The organism is Shewanella canadensis, from assembly GCF_003966225.1.
GTDB classification, from domain to species: Bacteria; Pseudomonadota; Gammaproteobacteria; order Enterobacterales; family Shewanellaceae; genus Shewanella; species Shewanella canadensis.
The window spans coordinates 23646-49626 of record NZ_RXNU01000003.1 but is presented as its reverse complement, the minus strand read 5'-3'; the positions used below and the strand labels follow the sequence as shown (position 1 = coordinate 49626).

The 25981-nt window shown below is 43.3% G+C and carries 28 protein-coding genes; 10 read left to right on the top strand and 18 right to left on the bottom strand.

Annotated elements, in window-relative coordinates:
• Positions 1-15: 15 nt before the first annotated feature.
• The 5 genes from apt to EKG38_RS06375 all read right to left on the bottom strand — a co-directional run bounded on the left by apt (position 16) and on the right by EKG38_RS06375 (position 4101).
• Positions 16-567: an adenine phosphoribosyltransferase gene (gene apt, locus EKG38_RS06400; protein ID WP_126519826.1), complete on the bottom strand. Its 552-nt coding sequence runs from the start codon at positions 565-567 to the stop codon at positions 16-18.
• A 217-nt stretch (positions 568-784) separates the two neighbouring features.
• A complete protein-coding gene (locus tag EKG38_RS06395; protein ID WP_126519463.1) occupies positions 785-1153 on the bottom strand; it encodes a YbaN family protein in 369 nt (122 codons plus the stop codon).
• A gap of 702 nt (positions 1154-1855) precedes the next feature.
• Positions 1856-2599, bottom strand: coding sequence for an HvfC family RiPP maturation protein (locus EKG38_RS06385; protein WP_126519461.1), 744 nt, complete (start codon positions 2597-2599; stop codon positions 1856-1858).
• Positions 2599-3435 (bottom strand): HvfB family MNIO-type RiPP peptide maturase, encoded by an 837-nt coding sequence (locus tag EKG38_RS06380; RefSeq protein WP_126519460.1) that lies wholly within the window; start codon positions 3433-3435, stop codon positions 2599-2601. Before EKG38_RS06380 ends, EKG38_RS06385 begins: the two co-directional genes overlap by 1 nt.
• Before the next feature lie 171 nt (positions 3436-3606).
• A complete protein-coding gene (locus EKG38_RS06375; RefSeq protein WP_126519459.1) occupies positions 3607-4101 on the bottom strand; it encodes an HvfA family oxazolone/thioamide-modified RiPP metallophore in 495 nt (164 codons plus the stop codon).
• Between the two features lie 446 nt (positions 4102-4547).
• Here EKG38_RS06375 and dusC point away from each other — a divergent pair, with 446 nt between their 5' ends.
• Together dusC and EKG38_RS06365 are read left to right on the top strand one after the other, a co-directional pair.
• Positions 4548-5474, top strand: a complete 927-nt coding sequence (gene dusC, locus EKG38_RS06370; protein ID WP_126519458.1) for a tRNA dihydrouridine(16) synthase DusC — start codon at positions 4548-4550, stop codon at positions 5472-5474.
• Between the two features lie 217 nt (positions 5475-5691).
• Positions 5692-6048 (top strand): TraR/DksA family transcriptional regulator, encoded by a 357-nt coding sequence (locus EKG38_RS06365; protein ID WP_126519457.1) that lies wholly within the window; start codon positions 5692-5694, stop codon positions 6046-6048.
• Between the two features lie 159 nt (positions 6049-6207).
• Here the strand turns inward: EKG38_RS06365 and EKG38_RS06360 are convergent, their stop codons facing one another.
• The 12 genes from EKG38_RS06360 to trmJ form a co-directional block, all read right to left on the bottom strand.
• Entirely contained in the window at positions 6208-8829 is a 2622-nt protein-coding gene (locus EKG38_RS06360; protein WP_126519456.1) for a TonB-dependent receptor plug domain-containing protein, read from the bottom strand.
• A gap of 945 nt (positions 8830-9774) precedes the next feature.
• The gene (ndk, locus tag EKG38_RS06355) at positions 9775-10206 is read right to left on the bottom strand and encodes a nucleoside-diphosphate kinase (protein ID WP_126519455.1); all 432 of its coding nucleotides are present in this window, start codon (positions 10204-10206) and stop codon (positions 9775-9777) included.
• Positions 10207-10486: 280 nt separating this feature from the next.
• Positions 10487-10684: a Fe-S cluster assembly protein IscX gene (gene iscX, locus EKG38_RS06350; protein ID WP_126519454.1), complete on the bottom strand. Its 198-nt coding sequence runs from the start codon at positions 10682-10684 to the stop codon at positions 10487-10489.
• Positions 10685-11068: 384 nt separating this feature from the next.
• Positions 11069-11407 (bottom strand): ISC system 2Fe-2S type ferredoxin, encoded by a 339-nt coding sequence (gene fdx / locus EKG38_RS06340; protein ID WP_126519453.1) that lies wholly within the window; start codon positions 11405-11407, stop codon positions 11069-11071.
• A gap of 19 nt (positions 11408-11426) precedes the next feature.
• On the bottom strand, positions 11427-13289 hold the full coding sequence (hscA, locus tag EKG38_RS06335; protein ID WP_126519452.1) for a Fe-S protein assembly chaperone HscA: 1863 nt from the start codon (positions 13287-13289) through the stop codon (positions 11427-11429).
• 86 nt (positions 13290-13375) lie between these two features.
• Positions 13376-13900 (bottom strand): co-chaperone HscB, encoded by a 525-nt coding sequence (gene hscB, locus EKG38_RS06330; RefSeq protein ID WP_126519451.1) that lies wholly within the window; start codon positions 13898-13900, stop codon positions 13376-13378.
• Positions 13901-13919: 19 nt separating this feature from the next.
• Positions 13920-14243 (bottom strand): iron-sulfur cluster assembly protein IscA, encoded by a 324-nt coding sequence (iscA, locus tag EKG38_RS06325; protein ID WP_126519450.1) that lies wholly within the window; start codon positions 14241-14243, stop codon positions 13920-13922.
• Positions 14244-14257: 14 nt separating this feature from the next.
• Positions 14258-14641: a Fe-S cluster assembly scaffold IscU gene (gene iscU / locus EKG38_RS06320; RefSeq protein WP_126519449.1), complete on the bottom strand. Its 384-nt coding sequence runs from the start codon at positions 14639-14641 to the stop codon at positions 14258-14260.
• A 36-nt stretch (positions 14642-14677) separates the two neighbouring features.
• Positions 14678-15892 carry an IscS subfamily cysteine desulfurase gene (locus EKG38_RS06315; protein WP_126519448.1) on the bottom strand — a complete coding sequence of 405 codons (1215 nt, stop codon included), beginning with the start codon at positions 15890-15892 and terminating at the stop codon, positions 14678-14680.
• A 75-nt stretch (positions 15893-15967) separates the two neighbouring features.
• Positions 15968-16429 (bottom strand): Fe-S cluster assembly transcriptional regulator IscR, encoded by a 462-nt coding sequence (gene iscR, locus EKG38_RS06310; protein ID WP_126519447.1) that lies wholly within the window; start codon positions 16427-16429, stop codon positions 15968-15970.
• A 217-nt stretch (positions 16430-16646) separates the two neighbouring features.
• Positions 16647-17468 carry a serine O-acetyltransferase gene (gene cysE, locus EKG38_RS06305; protein ID WP_126519446.1) on the bottom strand — a complete coding sequence of 274 codons (822 nt, stop codon included), beginning with the start codon at positions 17466-17468 and terminating at the stop codon, positions 16647-16649.
• Positions 17469-17482: 14 nt separating this feature from the next.
• Positions 17483-18247, bottom strand: a complete 765-nt coding sequence (trmJ, locus tag EKG38_RS06300; protein ID WP_126519445.1) for a tRNA (cytosine(32)/uridine(32)-2'-O)-methyltransferase TrmJ — start codon at positions 18245-18247, stop codon at positions 17483-17485.
• Positions 18248-18577: 330 nt separating this feature from the next.
• On the opposite strand from trmJ, the gene suhB reads away from it, so the two are divergent.
• The 6 genes from suhB to EKG38_RS06270 all read left to right on the top strand — a co-directional run bounded on the left by suhB (position 18578) and on the right by EKG38_RS06270 (position 23075).
• Positions 18578-19381 (top strand): inositol-1-monophosphatase, encoded by an 804-nt coding sequence (suhB, locus tag EKG38_RS06295; RefSeq protein WP_126519444.1) that lies wholly within the window; start codon positions 18578-18580, stop codon positions 19379-19381.
• A gap of 248 nt (positions 19382-19629) precedes the next feature.
• Positions 19630-20802 carry an NnrS family protein gene (locus tag EKG38_RS06290; RefSeq protein WP_185826795.1) on the top strand — a complete coding sequence of 391 codons (1173 nt, stop codon included), beginning with the start codon at positions 19630-19632 and terminating at the stop codon, positions 20800-20802.
• Between the two features lie 294 nt (positions 20803-21096).
• Positions 21097-21501 (top strand): phosphate-starvation-inducible protein PsiE, encoded by a 405-nt coding sequence (locus EKG38_RS06285; protein WP_126519442.1) that lies wholly within the window; start codon positions 21097-21099, stop codon positions 21499-21501.
• Between the two features lie 153 nt (positions 21502-21654).
• A complete protein-coding gene (locus EKG38_RS06280) occupies positions 21655-21969 on the top strand; it encodes a PilZ domain-containing protein (protein ID WP_126519441.1) in 315 nt (104 codons plus the stop codon).
• A gap of 100 nt (positions 21970-22069) precedes the next feature.
• Positions 22070-22738, top strand: a complete 669-nt coding sequence (locus EKG38_RS06275) for an AAA family ATPase (protein ID WP_126519440.1) — start codon at positions 22070-22072, stop codon at positions 22736-22738.
• Positions 22725-23075 carry a replication protein RepA gene (locus tag EKG38_RS06270; protein WP_126519439.1) on the top strand — a complete coding sequence of 117 codons (351 nt, stop codon included), beginning with the start codon at positions 22725-22727 and terminating at the stop codon, positions 23073-23075. The genes EKG38_RS06275 and EKG38_RS06270 overlap by 14 nt, the downstream gene beginning before the upstream one ends.
• A 75-nt stretch (positions 23076-23150) precedes the next feature.
• On the opposite strand, the gene EKG38_RS06265 is transcribed toward EKG38_RS06270, so the two are convergent.
• Positions 23151-23393, bottom strand: coding sequence for a YecH family metal-binding protein (locus tag EKG38_RS06265; RefSeq protein ID WP_126519438.1), 243 nt, complete (start codon positions 23391-23393; stop codon positions 23151-23153).
• Positions 23394-23556: 163 nt separating this feature from the next.
• Between EKG38_RS06265 and EKG38_RS06260 the strand changes: the two genes are divergently transcribed.
• Positions 23557-25233, top strand: coding sequence for a sensor histidine kinase (locus EKG38_RS06260; RefSeq protein ID WP_126519437.1), 1677 nt, complete (start codon positions 23557-23559; stop codon positions 25231-25233).
• On the top strand, positions 25230-25940 hold the full coding sequence (gene btsR, locus EKG38_RS06255; RefSeq protein ID WP_126519436.1) for a two-component system response regulator BtsR: 711 nt from the start codon (positions 25230-25232) through the stop codon (positions 25938-25940). Before EKG38_RS06260 ends, btsR begins: the two co-directional genes overlap by 4 nt.
• The last annotated feature ends 41 nt before the right edge of the window (positions 25941-25981 follow it).

Genomic DNA, 25981 nt, shown 5'->3' with positions numbered 1-25981 from the left:
CATTTTTACGGATGATTATTCGCCGTCGAACTCACACAATTTAACGAGTTCAAGATCCATCGCGTGAAGGCGCTTCTCACCGCCGAGATCCGGCAAAGAGATCACAAACGCAGCGTGGTTAACCTTACCGCCTAAGCTTCTGATCAATTTAACAGTGGCTTCGATTGTGCCACCTGTCGCAAGCAGATCATCGATAACAAGCACTTTATCATTTTCATTGATAGCATCGACATGGATCTCTAATACATCGTGACCATACTCAAGCTCATAGCTTTCTGAAATCGTTTCACGAGGCAACTTACCCGGTTTACGGACAGGAACAAAACCCAGACCGAGTTCGAGGGCTAAAGGCGCACCAAATAGAAAACCACGCGCCTCAGTGCCAACAACCTTTGTGAACCCTTGGTCCTTATACTTCTCTACCAAGATATCCATTGTCGCCTTATAAGCGGTATGATCTTCAAGCAAGCTTGTCACATCTCGGAAAAGGATCCCAGGTTTTGGATAATCTGGAATGGTTTTTATGCTCTGTTTTATCACTGCTAAGGTGTCGTTATTCATCGATATCATCTTTTGGTTTCGCCTGCTCTCGGAGCTGACTTGTAAAAAATCGGGGTAAAGCTTAAGCCGCTTTACCATGAGTTGCAACAAACTCTGTAGCTAATACCAACAAGAATCGAGGGATAAAGTCACACTTTGACAAATTATATAGGTAAATACCGACAAGGTTCATGGAGAATATTACACGAATAAAAATCGCATATAAAACGTTTTAGACAGCGCATTAATCCTCTAACTCCGGGATATTTCTAAGATATAGTCCCAGACCAATAGCAAAGAAAAGCAGCATAAATTTAACCCAAACAATAGGCACAATTGCGATGCTCAACGCAAAACTTAGCCCACTGACAATATACGCTTTTCGTTTCAAACCTTTTCGAATCGCACGTGCACTTTCCCACTGACTCAAAGCATCAGAAAACCAGGGATGCTCCATTAGCCATCGATGTAAACTATCACTCGAACGAGCGAAGCAGAAAGCGGCCAAAAGAATAAAAGGGACGGTTGGTAAGATAGGCAGAGGGATCCCGAGTAGACCCAGGGCTAAACTGCACAATCCACAAATTAAATATACCCCACGCTTCAACGCCATTTTATTCCTCAGAAACGATAATGAAGAGCCATAATACCCGAATGTCTCTTGGGTGAATACCCGGAAATAGCAGGCCACGACTGAACAAGGGCTCCTCTTCTTGATAACATTCTGGCATAACATACCGACATAGTATTCCAATACAGATGGCGCTTTGACGATTAGAGAGTTTATAGACTTGAAATGATTGATAAGGAGTGGCTGCGAAATGAAATCAATTTGCCTACAGAGCTTTGAATTCTCGCTGAATGGTCAAGTACTTAATGCAATTGGTATAAATAAAAAACCATTTAAAGTGATACGAAACGAGAACGCTTTGTCATCCTTGACACTGCGATCCGAATAAGCCAGATTGGTCAAAGCATAAATGATTAAACTTAGAGTAAATCGGTCAGCTTTAACCAAGATAGGGTAGCTGGTAAGGTCGGTAATAATAAAACTAGAATAAAACCAATAAAATAAAAAACATTAAATGGATCTTTAAAAGGCTGACTCATACTTCCTCACTCAAATTCAGGGATGGATTTATTGATCTAGATCAATTTTTCGCGTCATTATAGAGTGATGTTTGTCGAATAGAAAGGGGATTTCAACTATTTCCGGTGCTCATATGTTCAGTACCAATGTTTCCAGTGCAAGTATCTCCTGTACTAGTACCACTCCCGCTAATATCCCCTATGCTAATACTTCCTGTGCAGAGAGTTATTGCTTACCTTCTTTAATGACGCCTTTATTCGCCAAGCCCTCTATCATCTCCCGACATCCCTTAATGAGTATACTTTCTTCCATATCCGGATATGCTGAAAATAACCAAGCCACTAGTGTGTCAAAGGTAACACTTTCAGACTGAGATAAGTAACCTAAGACCTGGGCTGCTAGCGGATTAAGCCTTAAAAACACGACCTCATCTTCACTGTCACGATACAGACAGAAATACTGTGGTGTTGGCGTCGGCAATTCAGGCTGGTACTGCTCAGATATATGTTCAACATCATAGGAGTACTGCAGAACTTTAGCGGTATCGGACAGACAAAGACACTCAGTAGCGACACTCCCCGTTATTTTCACTTGGGATGGATTATCTTTAGCAATAGATATAACCAGCTCCATGTATTCATAGTGGGCGAGCTCGAGTAAAAACCTGGGATCGTCTTCCTTTAACTCATACTCTGACTGAAGAAAAATGACAAATTCTTGAGCAATATCGACAAAGATGGGTGATTGACAGTCATGAGTAACAAAGAAGTCCTGTACCAGTGCCTGCCAAGCATCGTGAGAATACAAGCTCTTCAGGACGGGAAAACCGCTGGAAATAAAGCCATCGATATTATTGAAAAACAGATCTCTATAAACCTTCATCCTTCTTGCTTCTGTTCCTATCGGAAGCGGTCTGGAAGGTTCTTTTATATAGTCCATAAAAGATTGCTGTACGGTACTAAAACCCATTATGCACTCCTCGATAGTAGCCCTGACTGTGCATGCTGATGATCATGGATCTGATCTATTTCATTGAGTAATACAGAGGTTGTGGGAATATTGAAGTCTCTCTCCAAAAGAGTGGGATGCACCCCATGAGCCTCATAACACGTTTGGAGTAATTGCCACACGGGCGAGACAATATCGGCTCCATGAGTATCAACAATAAGATCTTTAGCTTCTTCGTAATGGCCAGCAATATGTAAATAAGCAATACGCTCGGTCGGCATAGCCCTTAAAAACTGACAGGGATCATAGTGATGGTTAACCGAATTAACATAGATGTTATTCACATCGAGTAAGAGCTTACAATCAGCTTCACTTAGAACAGCGTTAACAAATTCAAGCTCCGTCATCTCAGCTCCCGGAGCCGCATAAAAAGAGACATTTTCTAGAATCAACGGCCTTTCAAGAATATCTTCAACCTGCTTGACCCTTTTTACAACATGCATGACCGCCTCTTGGGTGAAAGGGATCGGCATGAGATCATACATATGCCCGGAACCTGAACAATAACTTAAATGTTCAGAGTAGATAGAGATATTATGCAGATCCATAAAAGCTTTTATATCTTTAACAAACTGAATATCGAGTGGCGATGGCCCCCCTATAGACAATGACAAACCATGACAATAAAAAGGCTTTTGCTCGGTCAGTTGCTTAAACTGTCGCCCAAACTTTCCACCTAGCGTCATCCAATTTTCGGGGGCCACTTCAAAAAAATCAATGGATTCAGGAATTGAGTCGCAAAACTCATCTAACATTTCACGTCTTAGACCAAGGCCAACTTTGGCTTGTTCACTCATAGCCTCTCCCAATTATGCTCACTTTACTCAAGACAAAAACAAAAAATAAAACAAACTCGATGCCCGAAGACGATTAAGGCCAGTAGATACCGGCCTTAATGACACCAACAAGCCTCACCCGTACGCCAGCATCAGATACGATGGGCAAAGTGACCGCTCTTTCGGGTTGCTTTACATGTCGCCGCCACACTTACCTTCTTTGCCTTTCTTCATGCCTTCGCCACATTTCCCCTCTTTGGCTTTACTCATTCCTTCACCACACTTACCTTCTTTGCCTTTTTTCATGCCCTCACCACACTTACCTTCACCGCATTTGCCCTCTTTTCCTTTAGCCATGCCTTCCCCGCACTTGCCTTCCTTCCCTTTCTTCATCCCCTCGCCGCACTTACCTTCACCACACTTGCCCTCTTTGCCTTTAGCCATGCCTTCCCCGCATTTTCCCTCTTTGCCTTTCTTCATGCCTTCGCCGCACTTCCCTTCACCGCACTTGCCCTCTTTGCCTTTCTTCATATCGCCGCCACACTTGCCTTCACTATCAACAAGCTGGTAACCCGCTTCCATTTGACTATAACCGAATGGGTTAGCTTGAACCTCAGCAGCAAATGCTGAACCGATAACAACAGTGCCTAAGGCTGCAGCAATAGCGGTCTTTTTAACTAAATTCATAATGTCTTCCTTTCAAATTAAAAATATTAGATTTGGGTTACCAACCAAAATGTTGTTAGCTGGCTCGCAATAATAGACCCGACACACTTCAAATTTATTTCAAAAATTTTACCGGGGTCACGCTTATGACGCATTATTAGCATAAGCGCAACTTTTGGGTTTTGCCTAACAAAGCATCGTATTACGAAAAAATGTTCTGAGGTTTGTCCCTGCATAGGCAACTTTTGTATCGCCTGCACGCTTAAGGTAGAATGCTCGGCCGTTTGAAGGGGGGCGTTATCTTTCAGAGTGCTAAAATACTCGGTCTTCGAATAACCAGACTGCACCGTGACTCCTGATACTAAAAGGAAACGGTCTACAGAAATAGTCGACTGCGACCTTCTCTGAGTTATCCGCAAGAGAATCGGCTCACCTTTAAAATTAGTTAATCAAAGAAGAGTTATACAATGCGCGTAATACTTGCTCCGATGGAAGGCGTTGCCGATGCACCGATGCGTTCACTACTCACCAGCGTAGGCGGATACGATCTGGTGGTCAGTGAGTTTATTCGCGTCGTAGATCAACTCCTCCCAGAGAAAGTCTTTTATCGATTATGCGCGGAACTGGCCAACGACAGCAAAACTCAGGCCGGAACACCGGTACGACTGCAACTCTTGGGGCAACACCCCAACTGGATGGCTGAAAATGCCAATCGCGCAATTGAGCTAGGCTCTCGTGGCGTAGATCTAAATTTTGGTTGTCCGGCTCCCATGGTTAACCGCAGTAATGGCGGTGCAGCCCTGCTTAAAGAGCCTGAGACTATCTATCAGGTGACGCAGTCAGTGAGAGAGGCTGTACCAGATAATCATCCAGTATCGGCCAAGATAAGGTTAGGCTGGGATGATAAAAGCCGTTGTGTCGAAATTGCACAGGCAATTGAAGCCGCCGGAGCGACAGAGTTGACAGTACACGCCCGAACCAAAGAGGAAGGCTATAGGCCGCCTGCTCACTGGGAATATATCCACCAAATCAGAGAGGCTATCTCTATTCCTGTCATTGCCAACGGCGAAATTTGGAACCTGGAAGACTACCAAAAATGTCAGACAGTGAGTGGTTGCAGTGATGTCATGGTGGGTCGCGGAGCATTAGCCGTTCCCAACCTTGCTCACGTCCTAAAAGGGTCACAGAAAATCATGCCATGGGATGAGGTGAAGCAACTTCTGCTTCAATATTCTGAATATGAAATAGTCAGTACAAAAGAGAAATACTACCCGGCACGAATTAAACAGTGGCTTAGGTTTATCGTCCTGCAGTATGAAGAAGCCGACCTCTTGTTCAGGCAAGTTAGAGTCATGAAACAAACGACCGATATTTTAGCGGCATTAAAAGCCTGAGTATAAAAATCATTCGATCTCATATTGTCGGCTGATATGGTAATTTTGTTCGCTTATTCTTTGACATAGGACAAATTATCCCAACCGGAGAGGTCAGATCTGTGCCGATAAGGGATTTTCATGGAGAAAATATGACTGAGTCTTGATCTTAGTCATAGTCAAACAGCCTCACCTGTTTAGACTTAATGTCCGTAAGTCAATAACTAGGCATATTTTCGTGAGCATATCCCATATCAGACATGAACTGTCGCAGCTTGAAACACATCTCAGGAAAGAGATTGGTGCGCTTGCAGAAATCAATCAGGTATCTCTGGACACTGAAGCATCCTCTCTTTGCGAAATTATTGAGGTACTTACCAAAGCCACCTTATGTGATAATCCGCTATTTTTAAAATTGACGAAACTGGATGCGGCCATCTGCCAATTAGATATTGGACTCTATGGTTTGTGCTCTGATTGCGAAAGCGTGATTGAGCCTGAACGTTTAGCCAAGGATCCAATAGAGCAAAGATGTGAAAATTGTGCCGAGCAGTATGAGCACGAACACAGACAAGAGCTTAGGCTGACGCATTAGCCTCATCAAGCCGGAGATTTTCCTTTCGACTTTGAACTCTCATTGCTCTTCCGTGTGCCTGTGATTAATCGTTATAGCCAGCTACAGATTATGTTAATTACAACATAAAAAAGTCGGCGGTTAAGCCGACTTTTTATGTTTATGTTGTAACGAACTAGATTATAATTTTACGCTCGCTTGCAAGAAGAAATAGCGTCCTAACGTATCGTAAGTGTAGGGATCTGTGTTGGCATCGTTATTACCTGTGTAATATGGAGCCTCTTCATCGAATAAGTTATTTATGCCAGCTGACAGCGTCCATCCTTGAGGAAGGAAGTAAGTAGCTGAAACATCGTGATAGATGATGCTATCTGTCGATGGTGCATAACAAGAAGATGGCTCACTTTGACACGCATAACTGTCCATTCCAGAGATATATCGTGCCTGATAGTGTGCGCCCCAACTATCCCCTTCTACACCTAAGTCAAAATTAGTCTTATACTTTGCAAACCCGCCACTACCTGACGTGATAAGACCCGCATAATCGATAGACTCACCTAAGATAATAGATTCGTTCTCGAGCAAAATAGTCGAATCTAAACTCGTTGTCCATGCAAGTCCAACAGCATCGAAGGCATAAGCTAAGTTAATATCAATACCTGAAGTGTTTTCAGCACCAATGTTCTGTAGCTGGTTGTTAAAGATGATTCGATTACCACCGCCCATCTTGATATCGGCAGACTGACACAGACTTGTTTCTGTATTGATTGGGTTACCCTGTGCATCCATACACTGATCAACAATGTACTGCGAGTCAACCAAGGCAATTGAGTTAGTTATCGAGATATCATAGTAATCCGCTGTTACCGAGAAACCATCAAACCATGAAGGTGAATAGACAAAACCTGCGGTAAAGGTTTCAGCCTCTTCCGGTGTCAGATCAGGGTTACCACCGCGCGTCACTTCCGCTTGGTCTTGACCTACCGGATGTTCAACTTGATCGAACGAGGGTGACTTACCCGAATATAACTCATCGACTGATGGAGCTCTGAATGCCGTTGAAGCTACACTACGAAGCATAAATTCATCGGTCACACGCCAGGTCAAACCCAGTTTCCAGGTGCTATCACTACCAAAAGTACTGTAATCAAAATATCTGACCGCCGCACTCAGATCGACTTGTTCGGCTAAGAATACGCCTGACAATAATGGAATAGCTAACTCTAAATACGCTTCAGTAACATCATATTCCCCACCCGTTGGCTCGACTTTAGGGTCATTTGCCATACCTTGCGATGTTAAAGAATCAGGGATAAACCACGCTTTTTCCGTTCTATGCTCTAGTCCCGTTGCAAAGCCCAGGTAGCCCGCAGGCAACTCTAAAACCTCACCAGAAAGGTTAGCGGATACGATAAACATCTCACTACCACCGGAATTAAGCTCGGTATATAAATACTCAGTCATATTTTCTTGGGACCAGGAAGCTTGATCTAGTGGATTAAACGTCCCCTCTTCAATACCAGTATTTACAGAGCCCATATTGATAAGGTTTGCTAGACGGTCAACCGAGTCATTACGTCCGTAGTTAACAGAGGTATCCCAGATCCAACCATTGTCTAACATACCGTCCAATCCAACGACAACGCGAACCGTATCAACAACCTGAGAAAATTCACGGTTTCCGACATCGGCCATACGACGTCCATAGTCTAATTCATCACCATATTCGTAACCGTGCTCTAATAGGCTATCTCCCATGGCTTCGGTATAGGCGAATGTGTCAGTCCATATCGGCTGTGGTGCCATCTGTTGCTCAGACCAGCGCTTAGAGTACATAGCTTCACTGAACAGATTAATCGAATCCGTAAGTTCGAAGTTACCTAAAGCAGTCAGGTTAAGACGCTGCATTGGTGTATATAAGTAACTCGACGCATTGTAGTTATACTTATCATCGTCGGTAAATTCATGCCAAGTTCCATCAAGACTACCCTGCAAAGAATCACGACCTTCAGGTCCCCAAATATGGCCACCAGGGGTATATGAACTACCACCGCAATACAGCTCTAGATTGCCATTGGCATCTTCACGCTCGGCATAGTCACACTGTGTTGCGTCGCGGTCTGCCATGCTCGCTTCGCCACGATCCATGTACTGCAGACCCATAACGACGTTACCGCGGTCAAAGCTGCCACCCATGGTGAGATCGAAACTGGTTTTGTTTGCATCTCCCTGACCGGAAACACCTGTTTGAACATTAGCCTCTAAACCTTCGAAGTCATCTTTAAGAATAATGTTCACAACACCGGCTACAGCATCGGAACCATATACCGAAGAAGCACCATCTTTTAGTACTTCGATGCGTTTAATCATAGACACAGGAATGGTGTTCAAATCTACCGTTGAAGCGGCGCCCGTACCCGAATTAACCATACGGCGGTTATTGACCAATACTAAGGTTCGTTGTGAGCCTAAGCCTCTTAAATTGATAGAGGCGTTACCTTGAGACCCATTATTGATACCTGGATTTGTCATTGCGCCACCAGTGGCGGTCATCTTTTGTAGTACTTCATCGATAGAAATTGCACCGGCAGCTTTGATTGCGCTGGCATCAATCACGGTAACCGGACTTGCCGTTTCCATGTCGGTTCTTTGAATTCGAGAACCTGTCACTTCAATTCGTTCGACTTTAGCACCTTCGCTCTGCTCTTCAGCAAACGCTAATCCTGAGAAAGCAACACTGGTTGCAGCGGCAGCGATTAAAGTAGTGCGTACGGCTTTTGCTGTTAAGGTCAAAGAGTTCATATTTTCTCCCTCATCATTAACCACTCAATAAATAAGCAGGTAACAATTTAATAATAATTATTGTTTTATTGTTCAGGCTTTAAACTAAAGGTAAACCAAAGGTTAACTACCTCCCTTTAAATATTGTTAAAATATGCTACGCAAGTCAACAGAGATCACAATTAAATAACCTTAGTGAAAAGATTTGATACAAATAGATTAACAAAACCAGCACCAGCGCAGCCTTAACGACAGAAAAAACACACCAGATCAATACTTTAAAATAAAAGCAATTAAACTAGTGATATTTAAAATATACTGATTCACGAGGTGGAGGGTTGTTACAACAAGATACGACTGTATGAATTCGGTTAAGTAAAAATTCAATGAAAAACTGGGCAAGCAATAAATTCAGGCATCGTAAATAACAAGAAGAATATATACCAACCCCACACCAGCGTGCAGAAACAATAAATAAAATCCATCATCATGCACACCAAATCCAATCAATATACTCAGCTAACAACAAGGGCATCCAATTACATATTATTAACAGCTGTTTCCAACTTAAACGACTAACTCAAAGAATAAAATCATATCCAGGCAAGCTTTAATGTCATTACACAGTCTCTACGTTAATTTCCGTAACAGCTTATCTATCAAAAGCTGACCATCAGACTGTAAAATCATGACAGTTTATGGAACGTTTCAAGATGAGGATCAGAGCCTGATATCAAGATTAAACCTTAAACATATCAGTTGGTCGCTAAGAGCGTTTACAGATGAAACGAGTGCATCTAATACCAATCGGTATAAGCACTGTTTTGAGGTGACATGGCATCGTATAGGATTTAAAGAAAGGATTTAACTCCGCATTTGACGAAGATAGAGATAGAGAGCGAATAAGCCGACTTAAGATCAAAAAAAAGAAGCCATTAGGCTTCTTTTCTTCATCCAGCATTCGAATTAACGAGTGCGTGGGCATAACTCTTCAGCGCTGAAGAAGTATGCAACTTCACGCTCTGCAGAAGCAACAGAATCAGAACCATGAGCGGCATTTTCATCGATGCTTTCAGCGAAATCAGCACGGATAGTACCAGGAGCCGCTTCAGCTGGGTTTGTTGCACCTAAGATCTCACGGTGAGCAAGAACTGCATTTTCGCCTTCAAGAGTCTGAACCATGATTGGACCAGAAGTCATGAACGCAACTAGTGCACCAAAGAAAGGACGTTCGCTGTGCTCAGCATAGAAGCCTTCAGCTTGCTCTTTGCTTAGGTGGATCATTTTAGAAGCGATGATTTTCAGGCCAGCAGTTTCAAAACGGTTGTAGATAGCACCAATGTTGTTCTTTGCAACTGCATCGGGCTTAATGATAGAAAAAGTACGTTCGATAGCCATGAGAAGCTTCCTTTTTTATAATCAGGTTTTTAATTCGCGCGGATTATACGAAATTTATCGGGAAAATCCTACCTTTATAGTCCAAGGTGTGAGATATCCATCAAAGAGTGATATTGAGTAAGCAGATCGAAGGCACGTTTCTCTCAAAAAACCACCGAAAGTTACAGTTAAGCAGAGGCCACTGCATATCTAGATGCTAATGGTTATCAGCTCAAGTGCTCGGTATAACGAGGATTGAATAGACAGGTAATGTGGTCCTATAAGAAGATGGTAACCTCGTTCAACTTTCGGCTATCCAGTTAGCTTGTACGGCCTCTAAGATACGCTCATTGCAGTGAGCGGGATCATCGTCGAAAGAGTCCAGTGCTAAGATCCATTCTCGCAGATCGGTAAACAGGATTTTTTCAGGATCTACATCCGGATGCTTCTCCAATAAGTCTAATGCTATATCCAGTGAGTCTATCCATTTTAGTGACATCTTAATCTCCGGCATTACTTTAAGTTTAGTAAAAGTATAGACAGCATTTTTAGAGACTAATACCAATCGGTATAAGAAAGTTATCTACTCAGAGTTTTTTTGGCAAACTAATTCAAGGCGAATGGATGATGGAATGGTGCTCCCTTGTGATGTCCTTCAACGCAGAAGTAGGCAGCCAAAAATACTCCTGAAAGGCGAGTTTTAGCGTGTCTGTTGCTGCGTTAACGAGCTTAAACGTAGAATAACGATGCTCTTCACTCGTTGCCTTGCCTCAGAAGCGCTAAATTCTCGCTGAGCGATCACATCTTTAAACCGATTGGTATAAACAAAAAAGGGCAATAACATACGATGCTATTGCCCTTATTTAAAACTACACGCTATTAACTAATTGCCTTCACTCACCATATTGATGGTGTACTTGGGAATATCCACAACCAAGTCACAGTCAGGTACTTTGGTCTGGCACGAAAGACGACTTTCAGGTTCCAGACCCCACGCCTTATCCAGCATGTCATCTTCGAGTTCATCGCTCTCTTCAAGCTCATCAAACCCTTCTCTGATAATGACATGACAGGTAGTACATGCACAAACTTTCTCACAAGCATGTTCAATATGAATGCCATTTTTCAGAGCAACATCTAAAACTGATTCACCTACATTGGCTTCAATAACAGCCCCATCGGGACACAATTCTTCGTGGGGTAAAAATACAATTTGCGGCATCGCTTTACCTATCTCTTATCTAAATACTATCAACTGACTGGCCTTTTAATGCCAATCTAATAGAGTTATCCATACGCTTAGCCGCAAAATCTTGCGTGCTAGCATCTAATGCTTCGATGGCTTTTTCAATCGCATCGGCATCATCCTGAGTACCAACTTCAACCAATACAGCCATGCTCTGTTCAATCGCATTACGTTCGTCAGCCGTTAACAGCTCACTATCCTTCGCCAATGCGGCACTTAACGTCTCGAGTACCCTTGCAGCTTCTACTTGCTGTTCTGCAAGCATACGACGAGTGATATCTTCTTTTGCATTCGCCATAGAATCCTTCAACATGGACCCGATCTCTTCATCTGTTAAGCCAAAAGAGGGCTTAACCTGGATGCTGGATTGCACACCCGTGGATTTCTCCATCGCCGTCACACTCAATAAACCATCAGCATCGACTTGGAAGGTGACACGAATATGTGCAGCGCCCGCAGCCAATGGCGGGATCCCCTTCAAAGTAAAACGCGCCAGAGAGCGGCAGTCATCGACCAATTCCCGCTCCCCCTGTACGACATGGAATGCCATAGCGGTTTGACCATCTTTAAAGGTAGTAAATTCTTGCGCTTTAGCCACAGGAATTGTCGTGTTACGTGAAACCACCTTTTCGACTAAGCCTCCCATGGTCTCGATACCCAGTGACAGAGGGAGAACATCGAGTAATAAGAGGTCTGACTCAGGCTTGTTACCCACTAAAATATCAGCCTGAATTGCCGCACCGATTGCCACAACCCGGTCTGGGTCGATAGAAGTCAATGGCGTTTTACCAAAGAAGCCTTCGACGAGTTCTCTGACCAATGGCACTCTTGTCGAACCACCAACTAAGACGGTTTCAAGCACCTCATCCGCTTTAATTCCTGCATCACGAAGTGCACGACGACAACTGGCAACCGTCTTCTTAACCAGGCTTGTGATAAGAGAGTCAAACAGTGATTTTGTCACGACATGAGTGAGTGTCGCGCCATCATCCAATAAAAGTGTCGCTGTCACTTCGCTCTCATCGGTTAACGCTTCTTTAACCCGTCTTGCTTCAATCAATAACTGTCGACTAATCGATGCAGATGGAGAAGCGAGTTGCCACTCTTGCAGGAGGTGATGGTGTAGCAAGTGGTCAAAGTCATCACCACCCAGTGCAGAATCACCACCGGTAGCTAACACCTCAAACACCCCTTTATTGAGCCTTAAAATTGAAATGTCGAAGGTACCGCCACCAAGATCATAGATGGCAATGACACCCTCTTGCCCTGAATCTAATCCGTATGCGATTGCGGCCGCTGTAGGTTCATTTAATAAACGTAATACTTTCACCCCTAGCAGAGCTGCCGCATCTTTAGTGCCTTGACGTTGAGCATCATCGAAATAAGCCGGAACCGTGATGACAATACCTTCAAGATCGCCACCTAGCGTGCTTTCAGCCCTTGAAATCAACGGCTTTAAAATTTCTGAAGAAATTTGAACTGGATTAACTGTGCCCTGCTCGGTAACGAACAAGGGCAGACCATTTTCACTGGCTTGGAAATGATAAGGCAGATCTTGTACGCCCGCTTGAATATCGGCAAGACTTCGGCCCATAAAACGTTTCACCGATACGATAGTATTTTGTGGGTCTTTAGCCGAATGTGCCTCGGCTTCAAAACCGACTTGGATGCCAGTATCGGTATAACGAACTATCGAAGGCAGTGAATGTTGGGCATTCTCATCTGATAGGGTATTTGCAACACCACTACGTACAGCAGCAACCAGTGAGTTTGTGGTACCTAAATCAATACCTACAGCCAACCTATGTTGATGAGGGGCTGCAGTCTGTCCAGGTTCTGCAATTTGCAAAAGAGCCATAAAAATTCCAACCTAAGTATTAGCCAATATGGTGCTAAAGCTAATCAAATAAAAAATAATTAACAAACTGAAAAGTATGCCTAAGCCTAATCAAACAGAACATCTTCCGCACGTTCAAGTTCAATGTTTAACTTAGCCATAAATTTCAATTTTCGAATAAGGTCTGCAGCTCTTGAGAGCGCTTCCTCAGAGTCGCTTAGAAGCAATGGAGCTAAATCTTGCTCAATCTTCTTAGCATAAACTGAAAATGACTCGTATAGTCCGGCAATCATCTCATGGGGATCGCTACTATGAGCGATATCTTCGAGGGATTCACGCCATTCCATCTGCTGCATTAAAAAATGAGTATCTTTAACCGTCGTCGACTCGTGTTGAAGATCAAATCCATTTAACGCAAGAATATGTTCGGCTCTTGAAATTGGATTTTTCAACGTCGAAAAGCCGTCGTTTACCTGGGCGGTACGCTGAACGGCAATACGTTTATCTTGTTCGCTGGAGTTAGCAAACTTATCGGGATGAACCGCCCTTTGCAGTTCGCGGTAGCGTTCTGCAAGTAAGGCGGTATCAATTTCGTAGGAAGGTGTAAAACTAAACAGCTCAAAATAGTTCATGACTCAATTCTTTTGACGGTTAGACTGTGAAACTCTCACCACAGCCACACTCCCCTTTTGCATTAGGGTTGTTAAACTGAAAACCTTCATTGAGCCCCTCTTTTACGAAGTCGAGCTCTATACCCTGAAGATAGATGAAGCTCTTGGCATCGATAATAATTTTCACTTCACCAATTTCATAAACTTCATCATCATCATTCAAATCATCTACAAACTCGAGGATATAAGCCATACCAGAGCAACCTGATGTTTTTAGCCCCAAGCGCAATCCAATCCCCTTGCCGCGACTCACAAGAAAGCTTTTTACACGTTCTTCTGCCGCAGGAGTCATTGTTATAGCCATCTTAACTCCGGAAATTACTTAGTTTGCTTTGACTTATAATCATCGATGGCTGCTTTAATTGCATCTTCAGCCAAAATTGAGCAATGAATTTTTACAGGTGGCAATGCAAGCTCTTCTGCAATATCAGTATTCTTAATTGCTGCAGCTTCTTCGATAGTTTTTCCCTTAACCCATTCGGTAACAAGAGAACTCGATGCAATAGCACTTCCGCAGCCGTAAGTCTTAAACTTGGCATCTTCAATCATGCCATTTTCGTCAATCTTTAGCTGTAACTTCATCACGTCGCCGCAAGCGGGTGCGCCGACCATACCGGTAACGACTGATGGATCATCTTTATCGAAAGAACCTACGTTTCTAGGGTTCTCATAATGTTCTAGTACTTTTTCGCTATAAGCCATGGTACTGCTCCACTCTCTATATTCGTTTTAACCGGATTAATGATGTGCCCATTGAACCTTATCTAGGTCAACACCATCTTGAAACATCTCCCATAATGGAGACATCTCCCGTAAGTCGCCAATTGACTTGTTAATAGTCTCAATTGCATGATCGATCTCCTCTTCAGTCGTAAAACGACCGATAGAGAAACGAATTGAGCTATGCGCCATTTCATCATTCAAACCAAGTGCTCTTAGCACGTAGCTTGGTTCTAAACTTGCCGATGTACATGCCGAGCCTGATGAGACAGCAAGATCTTTCAGCGCCATCATCAATGACTCACCTTCAACGAAGTTAAAGCTGGCATTTAAGCTGCCACAATAGCGCTGTTCGAAATCACCGTTAATGTAAGTCTCTTCGATTCCTTTAACGCCATCCCAAAGTCTGTCACGTAAGGTTCTGATACGCGCATTCTCTGTTGTCATTTCAGCTTTTGCTATCGCAGCCGCTTCACCCATACCAACAATTTGATGAGTCGCAAGCGTACCACTTCGCATACCACGCTCATGGCCGCCCCCGTGCATAGTCGCCTCAAGACGAATGCGTGGCTTACGACGCACGTAAAGTGCTCCGATACCTTTAGGACCATACATCTTGTGGGCTGAGATAGAGATCAAATCAACTTTCATCGACTGAACGTCGATAGGTAATTTGCCCGCACTCTGCGCTGCATCGACATGGAAAATAATCTTCTTGCTACGACATAGCTCGCCTATCGCTGCGATATCATGAATAACACCGATCTCGTTGTTCACATGCATGATACTGACAAGAATGGTATCTTCACGCATCGCAGCTTCGATCGTTTCAAGCGGGATAAGACCATTAGACTCAGGTGCAAGATAGGTCACTTCGAAACCTTCACGCTCCAGTTGACGACAAGTATCCAATACGGCTTTATGTTCTGTCTTGCTTGTGATGATGTGCTTGCCTTTCTTATGGTAGAAATGAGCAACACCCTTAATCGCCAAGTTGTCAGATTCAGTTGCACCCGATGTAAAAACGATTTCTCGCGGATCGGCATTGATCAGCTCAGCAACTTGATTACGGGCGATATCGACCGCCTCTTCAGCCTGCCAACCATAACGGTGAGAACGAGACGCAGGGTTACCAAATATGCCGTCCATAGTCATGCACTGCATCATTTTTTCTGCAACACGAGGATCAACCGGCGTTGTCGCAGCATAATCTAAATAGATAGGAAGCTTCATCACACACTCCGTACTTACAGCCTCTAAAAGGGCTCAACAAAGTACAAAAAATTATTTAATAATAACAAAGTTAACTTATATCGTTACTCTTTGTTCCTGTTGCAATTCATCTTGCTTAACCGATATAAACTGAACGTCACGTTTATTCATTAGGCCAGCAAGACTGATCCCATTTAAGAAATCAGAAATTTGTTTACTCAGATCACCCCATAACGAGTGAGTCAGGCAGCGCGTACCACTTTGACAGTTACCTTGTCCCTGACAACGTGTAGCATCGACGGATTCATCAACTGCACGTACGACCATACCAACTGAAATTTCCTCAGCATCGGCACCCAGACGATAACCTCCACCCGGGCCCCTAACACTTGAAACCAGTCCATGCTTTCTCAGTTTTGCGAAAAGTTGTTCAAGATAGGAAAGAGAGATCCCTTGGCTCTCAGAAATATCGGCCAATGGCACTGGACCCGATGTAGAATGCATAGCAACATCTAACATGGCTGTCACAGCATAACGACCTTTCGATGTAAGTTTCATAGCAACCAGCTCCCAAAAATGCATAAGGGAATTCAAACATACCTGACTATTTTAGTCAAGTATTAGACCTTATAATTTACTCAAGTATTAAGTCTATTTCCAGACAGGGTATAAATGGGCATTCATTAGCAAAAAATACCCTGCCACTTTGGTGGGGTATTTAACCTGTTTCTCTTAAAAGATTCAATGAATGTTTACAACTTAGCGCACTAAAAGATCAGATTATGGGATCGAACTCATCAATTGACTGTTTACGCTTCTGTGCAGCGGCTAATTCGACATCACTGAAGTCATCGACTTCAAGTTCAGGAAGCTTATCGGTGCACACACTGCCGCCCATAGATTGAACCGCCTGACACACTTCCTGGACCTTTGAATCCATCAGGTGCATGTGGTCCAACATCTGGCCAATCGCGTTAGCAACCGGGTCGGGATTATCGGGCGAAACGGCATAGGCATCGAAGCCATACTTCTTAGCCATCTCAGTTCGTCGCTTGGACTTTTCTTTACTGGCTTCATTTGGCGTTGACACAACCCGGCCAGGAATACCCACGACCGTCGTGTCTTTTGGGACATCTTTGACAACCACAGAATTAGAACCGACTCTGGCCCCGTCATTCATGGTGATAGGTCCCAATATTTTAGCGCCCGCTCCGATGACGACATTATTCCCTAAGGTGGGATGACGTTTGCCTGCCTGCCACGTGGTCCCGCCTAATGTGACACCATGATAGAGGGTACAATCATGACCAATCTCAGCAGTTTCACCTACGACCACACCCATTCCGTGGTCGATAAAAAATCGGTCACCGATTGTCGCACCGGGGTGGATCTCAATTCCAGTCATCCAACGGGCAAATGTAGAGAGACAACGGGAGGTTAAACGCCACTTTCGCTTCCATAGCTTATGGCTCACTCTATGGATCCAGATAGCATGCATTCCAGGGTAGTTTAATAACACCTCAAATGTACCATGTGCTGCCGGATCTCGATGATAGATGGACGCAATATCATCTTTAAGTCGAGCGATAACTCCCATATGATTCTCGTTCCTTATGCTTCGTTATTGTCTTTTGGTGCCACTTTTTTATCGATAGAGGTCAACATCCCTCTCAGGATATTCATCTCTTGCCTTTCCAGTCTGGCTCGACTAAATAGACGACGCAACTTTGTCATTACCTGACCAGGATGCTGCTTAACGATGAAACCGGTATTGAGCAATGTCTCTTCGAGGTGACCAAAAAAGTTTTCACGCTCTTTTGCAAAAGGATATTCATACACAGGCTCAACATAGCCTTCAGGTTTGGCATTTTCAAAATCTTGCTTAACCTGAGCAAGATGAGCCACACGCGCTTCATAACAGATGATCTGCACCGCTTGTGCTAAGTTAAGCGAGGTATATTCCGGGTTTGCAGGTATCGCGACATGATAGTTACATTTCTGTAGTTCTTCATTGCTGAGGCCATTATTTTCACGGCCAAATACAATGGCGACAGGACCCGCTAAAGCAGAAGCAACTAACTTTTCGCCCGCCTCTCTGGGCTCCAACATTGGCCAGTCTAATGTACGACTACGTGCACTGGTCGCGATGACCAGACTGCAATCTGCAATGGCTTCTGCGACGCTATCGACAGTAACTGCATGTTTCAGGATATCTGATGCCCCAGCAGCCAAAGCCACCGAATGCCCATCGGGCGCAACACGAGGTTCGGCAAGATATAATGTAGAGAGTCCCATGGTTTTCATTGCACGGGCTGTGGAACCTATGTTTCCAGGATGAGATGTACCAACGAGTACGACACGAATATTGCTGAGCATGAAACTACTTACTTTGATAGAAGAACATAATGACAATATTATCACAGGCCCTCTTTTGTTAAAACATCTAAGGGGTTTCAGCATTTAACTCTCCGCAACCGCAAATACATATTTTAGCTTTGATGGCGATAAAACGGCTGATGAAATGAGAATAATTGACATACTTGCCGCGCAACCTTCTGGATACACTAGAATTAGCAATTCAAATGCCGGGAAGCTCAACATCACTCAATGATGTTAGCGAGGTGACAGACCTTGCACTTTACGGCCATGGGGGTATAATACGCACCGATTATTTTATATCTGTTCTTTAAAATCCAGGGGATTGTAATGCATCCGATGCAGACTATTGCTGTGCGCGCTGCCCGCGCTGCCGGCCAAACGATTATACGTGCCTTCGCTGAACTCGACAAAGTTGAGGTTACAGCGAAAGGTATTAATGACTACGTAACAAACGTAGATAAAGAAGCTGAAGCTGCCATTACTTATCAAATCCGTAAGTCTTACCCGGATCACACTATCATTGGTGAAGAAACTGGTGAGAATAAAGGCGAAAACAGCGATTACGTATGGATTGTAGACCCTCTGGATGGCACCAACAATTTTGTTAAAGGCATCCCACACTTTGCGGTTTCTATCGCAGTTCAATACAAAGGCAAGACAGAAGTTGCCGTTGTGTATGACCCAATTCGCGACGAACTCTTCTCTGCCGTTCGCGGTAAAGGCGCAAAGTTCAATGACTTCCGTATGCGTGTTTCTAAGCAAAATGATCTTAGCAATGCAATTATCGCTACTGGCTTCCCTTTCAAAGCCAAGCAGCATACTGAAACTTACATGAAAATTTTTACTGAAATTTTCACTCAATGTGCCGATGTTCGTCGTGCAGGTTCTGCCGCACTCGATCTTGCCTATGTTGGTGCGGGTCGCGTAGATGGTTTCTTCGAAATTGGTCTTAAACCTTGGGATATCGCAGCAGGCGAGCTTATTGTTCGTGAAGCTGGCGGTACTGTAACCGATTTCACCGGTAACCATGGCTACATGGCATCGGGTAATATTATTGCGGGTTCACCGAAAGCCACGTCAATAATCGTTAAAACTGCTCGCCCATTACTAAGCGAAGCACTTAAACGTTAATCCCCCCAGAACAGATTGTAAAATATGAAGCCATCATCACTATGATGGCTTTTTTGTTTCTGATACTAAGCCGTATAACACCTATCACCTCTTACTTGCTTAAAGATAAAACTTTCTTAAAGACTAAAGTATCTAAAAAAACAGTTTCCTAAAAACAAAAGATCGTCTCAAGGATTCAAAAGCATTTACTTGCATCTTAAATACATCTTATAATACCCGACATATTTACTAGGTTATTAGAGAGTGTCATGTTAAATATCGATGAACCGACTCAAACACAACCCAAATTATCACTTTTTAAACTAGGCTTTCGTCCTTTCTTCCTGTTAGGTGCCATGTTTAGCCTTATGGCCATCACCATTTGGGGAGGCTTCTTCTTTGGCCATATTCAGTTTTCGCCTCATGGCGATCCAATATGGTGGCATGGACATGAGATGGTATTTGGCTTCGTTATTGCCATCATTGCAGGCTTTTTGCTAACGGCGGTACAAAACTGGACCGGACAACCGGGAGTTAAAGGTAAATCCCTTATGATCCTGGTCTTGGTTTGGATGTTACCCAGAGTATTGCTTCTTAATAAAGAGTGGGTATCACTGGAAGTCGTCATGGCGATAGATCTGGCCTTTGCTCCATTAACCGCACTCTTGATGGCAAGATCGGTATTAAAGGTCAAGCAATGGCGAAATTTTGCCTTCGTGCCTATTTTATTGATGCTGATGTTAGTCAATGCGATGAGTTATTACGGTCTGCTAACTAATGATCCTGCGTTAACTAAAACGGCTCTACACAGCGCTATATTGCTCATGGTTACAGTCGTGGCGCTAATAGGCGGTAGAGTGATTCCATTTTTTACCGAAAGAGCAACACAATGGCAACGGAGCCCGAATATTGTTTGGCTCGAAATCATCACCTTTATCAGCCTTATTTTTCTTATCTTGGCAGTATTATTTCAACAGCCACTCGTTATTCAGATAAGTGCAGGTATTGCCGGGATAATCTTACTGATAAGATGGTCACGCTGGGGAGGAAGACATACAGCAGGCGTTCCCCTGTTATGGTCACTCCATGTGAGCTATTTTTTCATTCCGCTAGGCTTATTACTTATCGCTACGGGTGAGAATTTCTCCGCAGGCTTGCATGGGATCACCTTAGGTGGCTTAGGAGGGATGATTTTAGCTATGATGGCAAGGGTATCTTTAGGTCACACAGGCAGAAACTTAACCCCGCCTAAAATAGTGACGATTGCCTTCGCACTCATCGTGCTGGCAACGGTATTTCGGATTTTGGCAGGATTAATGATGAGTTATTATCTTCCGCTTCTCGAGGCAGCAATCGTTTGTTGGATGCTCTCTTTCGCCATATTCATTTATCACTATACCCCGATTTTACTTAGAGCCCGAGTAGACGGTAAACCCGGTTAAACAAAAAACAACAGGGCGCCAATATATTTTTTACTAGAAAAGAATCGAGAATTGGCGCCCAGCTCGTTTAAAGAAAATTCCGAATCCACCATAAATCCATCCCAGTTCCTCGGCGACAATTTGTTAAAATACTAATGCCTTCTATATTAATAACAGTTTCATCACAAAAATTTCGGCCCTAATAGCCCTACCTAACTGTATTATAATGGTATTAATGTGAATGGCGTCACACAGATAAGTTAGCACAGTTCTGAATACTTGATACCATTGCAAAAAAAACGCAAAGAGGTCTTTATGGGGAAACGATACATTCAATACGGTTCAAAAAGCATTAAAGCGGTTGAACACTTCGTTCTGTTCATCATTGCAATTGCAACGATCGTTGCCATTGGGCAAGAGATATACCATATATTTGAAGTAGGAAGAGTCGCACTTGCCGACCTACTGCTACTGTTTATCTATTTAGAAGTCTTGGCCATGGTGGCAAATTATGCCGAATCAGGAAAGCTTCCTGTCCGCATGCCTCTCTATATTGCCATCGTTGCCTTGGCTCGTTATCTCATATTAGATATGAAAGCGATGGATGACTGGCGCATTCTGGCTATTTCCGTGTCCACGCTGATATTAGCTTCTACGGTCATTGTGATTCGTTGGGGACAGCTGAAGCTACCTTACCCAAAGAGTGATGATCATCAGTAGCCAATATTGATATTATAAAAACTCAGCCAGATAGGCTGAGTTTTTTTTGCCTGTAACAAAGAGGCATTCTCTATTTGATTTTTTTGCCTTATTGAACATATATTATGCTACTTTTAAAGAAGTTACTTTTACTTCAATGAGAGGGGATCTTAGATGAGTGATATGGTTGAAGACTTAGATGAGCGACGTACTTCCTTAAGGCTTGACATGGAAGCCGAAAGAATCGTTCTCTCCTGGCATGATAAAGAAGGTGTTTTGAACACTGACGAAGGGATCTGTATCGATCTTGCCAGACATGGTGTGCTAATTGACTATAAACAGGGTTTCGACCTGGGTGAACTATTAACTATCACATTCAATCCTGATAATGACAAAGCGCATACAGTCAAAGGGCAAGTGTGCAGAACAACAGAATGTAACCCCAACAGTTTCCATATCGCACTTCAACTGATCTCAAAAGAAAAATAATACGCTTTCCTGGTTTTCAGCAGTATCTGGGAGTCTGTTCTATACTTAACATACTTAATAACCAAGGGTAATTGGTACGAAAGGATATGGAGATATTTTTATGATATTGCTTGTGGGTGGCGAAAAAGGGGGTGCAGGTAAGAGCTGCATGGCCCAGAATCTGGCTGTTCATATTACTCAAAAATTTCAAGCCAACGTACTGATGGTCGATTGCGATCCCCAGCGCACAACATCCGACTGGATCCAGGCACGTAATGACGATCCTACCCTTCCAACCATTAACTGTATCCAGCTCTACGGAAAAATTCGTAATGACTTATTGAGCCAAGATGAAAGATTTGACTATGTCATTGTCGATTGTGGTGGACAAGATAACCTTGCAATGCGAGCCGCCATGTCGGTAGCGACTTATGTGGTTTTACCATTAAGGCCTAAACGTCGTGATCTTAAGACTCTTCCTCATATGGAAGATATGTTAAGTACCTGTAAGATGGTCAACCCCAAGATGGTCGCAACTATCGTGATGACTCAATGTCCTTCGCTTCCCAGCCAATTTAAACGAATACTGGAGGCGAAAGAGGTTGTGCAATCCTTCGGTTTAAGAGTATTAAATGCCGTCACTTTCAGCAGAAATATCTATGATGATAGTGAAGAGCAAGGCTCCTCTGTCATTGAGATTGATCCCGGAGGAAAGGCTGCAATGGAAATTCACGCGATTGCGGATGAACTTTTTGCTATAGAACCAGAAAATTGCTATGAGCTTAACTGACCTAAAGCGAAGAAAGAAGACAGCACCTCGTAAAAATGTCTCTATCGAGGATTTTATCGAAGACGCAAATAATTATGCCTTCGGACAACCCAGTGTGGTTAGTCGCAACAGAAAAAAACTCACCACAGGCAAACATAAGGGGTTAGATAAACACTCCACAAAAATTTATAAGCATGCGACGTTTTCATTAACAGAGGAATCGATTGGCATACTGGATAAGCTTGCGAGCCAATCTAAAATCGCTAAATCACGCCTGATCCGAATCTTAATTCATGAATTTTCGAATAAAAGTAAGATTGAACAAGATTCGATTATTGCTATCTGCGACGACCATTAACCAGCGATTATATTGAGACACATACTTCGCAGTGATACGCATCGCTGCGAAGTATTAATTTATAAAACAACAGCTCTAATGATTACAGATACGATCAGCCGCAGTCTCTATGCCTTGCTCCGACTCAGTAAACTTTCCTTTATTTTCTAAGAACGCTATCAGCTCTTCAGCAGTCATCTCACTGGCCGAACAGGTGTGATAACAAGCGTTCTCTCCGAATTTTTCATGCATCAGGAGTTTTAGCTTCTCTTTGCTAATCGCTTTCCCTAGGGTTAACATTAATTCCATGACTTGATGGCCATGTACCGAGTTCGACATAGGTTGCCTCATATAAGGTATAAATTATTTATCCCTTTATAAATGATTTTCGGAAATTAAACTTTGATCTTACACTCACAGATAGATTTCAATCATAATTTGAATTGATAATTCTACTTTTCTTGCTACTGAATGCCAACATGACTCATTGGGATACTTATTCATGTCTTTGATTTTACTTTTAACCCAACAGATGAGCCTCTACTTAGTGCTGGTCTACCTTGTCAGTAAGACCCCTTTATTCAAATTTTTCGCAGAAGCCGCGACTCGGCTGCCTCACAAAATATTCATCTACCTGATTTTTTCCGGCTTTTGCATCATGGCAACCTACTTCGGTGAACAGACTAACGATGCCATCGCCAACACCCGTGCCATGGGAGCCGTTTTAGGCGGGCTGTTAGGCGGGCCAGTTACAGGTTTTTTAGTCGGACTCACGGGAGGCTTACACAGATACAGCATGGGAGGCTTTACCGATGTAGCCTGTGCAATTTCTACGACTCTCGAAGGGTTTTCGGCGGGAATAATCAGCCTCTATTTGCGCAGGCAAGATAAGAGTGAACTGATATACGCCCCTTTGTTGGTCTGCCTGGTCACCTTCTGTGCAGAGATGCTTCAGATGGGGGTTATTCTACTCGTCGCTCAACCTTTTGCCGATGCATGGGCGTTGGTTAAACAGATAGCCCTTCCGATGCTCTTAGTGAACTCTATCGGTGCAGCCCTGTTTATGAGTATGGTAAGAGATCAAAAAACCATGTTCGACAAACTCTCATCAGCATTCTCAACTCAAGCACTAAAAATTGCCGAACGCAGCGTTGGGGTGTTATCCAAGGGATTCAATCAAGAAAGTAGTACTCAGGTTGCCCAAATTATTATCGAAGAAACCCATGTTGGAGCCGTTGCGATAACCGATAGAGAGCATCTGTTGGCCTTTATCGGAACCGGCGCCGACCATCATATTCCAGGCACTCCGATATCATCAAAAATAACTCAAGATGCCATAGATAATAACTGTGTCATGTTTGCCGATGGAGTCAACATGGCATACTCTTGCTCCATCTCTGCACAATGTCGACTAGGCTCCAGCTTAGTCATCCCGCTTCGATGTGAAAATGAGGTCATTGGAACAATTAAACTTTACGAGCCGAAGAACAAGCTATTTCTCAACATTAACCGAACGCTGGGTGAGGGAATTGGTCGATTATTATCGAACCAAATCTTATTCGGTCGCTTCGAACGTCAACAAAATCTACTCACTCAGGCTGAGTTAAAGTTATTGCAGGCACAAGTTAACCCTCACTTCCTCTTCAATGCGCTCAATACCATCGCAGCCATCATAAAAAGAGATCCCTTAAAGGCAAGACAACTGATCCAACAATTATCTCAATTTTTAAGAATTAACCTCAAACGCACCACAGGACTCGTGACACTTTCGGACGAGCTTGAACATATTGATTCATATCTGACCATCGAGAAAGCACGTTTTATCGATAAACTAAACGTTGAGATTGATATCCCTGATCAACTGCTTCATTTTCGCCTGCCCGCATTTACCCTACAACCCATCATTGAAAACGCAGTAAAACATGGTACCAGCCATATGTTAGAGCACGGTCTTATAAGAGTTACTGGCAAGGTACGCGATGATTTATTAATATTAGAGGTAATTGATAATGCGGGGCTATACCAGTCAGATAACAATTCGGAGGGTCTGGGGATGAATTTGGTTCATAAACGAATTCAAAATCAGTTTGGCACTGAATTTGGTATCGATGTCGATTGCCATAAAGATGAATACACCAGAGTCAGCATTAAGCTACCATATACGGAAACCCAGACGTGATCACATCACTAATTATCGATGATGAGCTTTTTGCTCGAGAAGAGTTAGCCGACCTACTGAGTGAAAGCTCAGACATAGAGATTATCGGCCAATGCAGTAATGCTATCGAAGCATTGCAGATGATCACAAAACTTAAGCCTCAGTTGATCTTCCTGGACATCCAAATGCCAAGGATCACAGGTATTGAACTCATTGGCATGCTGGATCCCGACATAATGCCGCGTATCGTTTTCGTTACCGCCTACGATGAATTTGCTATCAAGGCGTTCGATAACTACGCCTTCGATTATCTGTTAAAGCCCATCGATGAAAAAAGGCTTCAACAGACATTAAACCGGGTCAAAAAAGATCTTCAACCAAAATCTGTCAGCATTATCGCCCCTGAACAGTTAACTCACCTCCCCTGCTATACCGGAAGTAAGCTAAAGGTGATATCGATTAAAGAGGTAGAGTTTGTATTCAGCGATCTCAGTGGTGTCCATGTAGCAACCAACAGGGAACAAGCACATACCCACTTAACCCTGAAAGTGCTCGAGGAAAAAACGGCATTGGTCAAATGTCATCGACAATACCTGATAAGCCCTGAAGCAATATCTGAAATCGAAGTTCAGGAAACCGGCGCCGAAGTCACCACAGTCTCCGGCGCTAAAGTTCCGGTTTCGAGGCGTTACTTAAAACCACTGAAGCAGATGTTTGGTTTTTTATAGTCGAGTCAAATAACATAAAATGTGTATCGAAAGCATCAATA

Coding starts and splice junctions, on each gene's coding strand:
- suhB (WP_126519444.1), top strand. CDS start 18,578: ATGCATCCGATGCAGACTATTGCTGTGCGCGCTGCCCGCGCTGCCGGC.
- EKG38_RS06265 (WP_126519438.1), bottom strand. CDS start 23,393: ATGTCGAACTCGGTACATGGCCATCAAGTCATGGAATTAATGTTAACC.
- EKG38_RS06260 (WP_126519437.1), top strand. CDS start 23,557: ATGTCTTTGATTTTACTTTTAACCCAACAGATGAGCCTCTACTTAGTG.
- EKG38_RS06380 (WP_126519460.1), bottom strand. CDS start 3,435: ATGAGTGAACAAGCCAAAGTTGGCCTTGGTCTAAGACGTGAAATGTTA.
- ndk (WP_126519455.1), bottom strand. CDS start 10,206: ATGGCTATCGAACGTACTTTTTCTATCATTAAGCCCGATGCAGTTGCA.
- EKG38_RS06315 (WP_126519448.1), bottom strand. CDS start 15,892: ATGAAGCTTCCTATCTATTTAGATTATGCTGCGACAACGCCGGTTGAT.
- trmJ (WP_126519445.1), bottom strand. CDS start 18,247: ATGCTCAGCAATATTCGTGTCGTACTCGTTGGTACATCTCATCCTGGA.
- fdx (WP_126519453.1), bottom strand. CDS start 11,407: ATGCCGCAAATTGTATTTTTACCCCACGAAGAATTGTGTCCCGATGGG.
- EKG38_RS06275 (WP_126519440.1), top strand. CDS start 22,070: ATGATATTGCTTGTGGGTGGCGAAAAAGGGGGTGCAGGTAAGAGCTGC.
- iscU (WP_126519449.1), bottom strand. CDS start 14,641: ATGGCTTATAGCGAAAAAGTACTAGAACATTATGAGAACCCTAGAAAC.
- EKG38_RS06280 (WP_126519441.1), top strand. CDS start 21,655: ATGAGTGATATGGTTGAAGACTTAGATGAGCGACGTACTTCCTTAAGG.
- cysE (WP_126519446.1), bottom strand. CDS start 17,468: ATGGGAGTTATCGCTCGACTTAAAGATGATATTGCGTCCATCTATCAT.
- EKG38_RS06270 (WP_126519439.1), top strand. CDS start 22,725: ATGAGCTTAACTGACCTAAAGCGAAGAAAGAAGACAGCACCTCGTAAA.
- EKG38_RS06385 (WP_126519461.1), bottom strand. CDS start 2,599: ATGGGTTTTAGTACCGTACAGCAATCTTTTATGGACTATATAAAAGAA.
- EKG38_RS06285 (WP_126519442.1), top strand. CDS start 21,097: ATGGGGAAACGATACATTCAATACGGTTCAAAAAGCATTAAAGCGGTT.
- dusC (WP_126519458.1), top strand. CDS start 4,548: ATGCGCGTAATACTTGCTCCGATGGAAGGCGTTGCCGATGCACCGATG.
- EKG38_RS06375 (WP_126519459.1), bottom strand. CDS start 4,101: ATGAATTTAGTTAAAAAGACCGCTATTGCTGCAGCCTTAGGCACTGTT.
- EKG38_RS06395 (WP_126519463.1), bottom strand. CDS start 1,153: ATGGCGTTGAAGCGTGGGGTATATTTAATTTGTGGATTGTGCAGTTTA.
- iscA (WP_126519450.1), bottom strand. CDS start 14,243: ATGGCTATAACAATGACTCCTGCGGCAGAAGAACGTGTAAAAAGCTTT.
- EKG38_RS06360 (WP_126519456.1), bottom strand. CDS start 8,829: ATGAACTCTTTGACCTTAACAGCAAAAGCCGTACGCACTACTTTAATC.
- iscR (WP_126519447.1), bottom strand. CDS start 16,429: ATGAAACTTACATCGAAAGGTCGTTATGCTGTGACAGCCATGTTAGAT.
- EKG38_RS06290 (WP_185826795.1), top strand. CDS start 19,630: ATGTTAAATATCGATGAACCGACTCAAACACAACCCAAATTATCACTT.
- iscX (WP_126519454.1), bottom strand. CDS start 10,684: ATGTCACTAAAATGGATAGACTCACTGGATATAGCATTAGACTTATTG.
- hscA (WP_126519452.1), bottom strand. CDS start 13,289: ATGGCTCTTTTGCAAATTGCAGAACCTGGACAGACTGCAGCCCCTCAT.
- hscB (WP_126519451.1), bottom strand. CDS start 13,900: ATGAACTATTTTGAGCTGTTTAGTTTTACACCTTCCTACGAAATTGAT.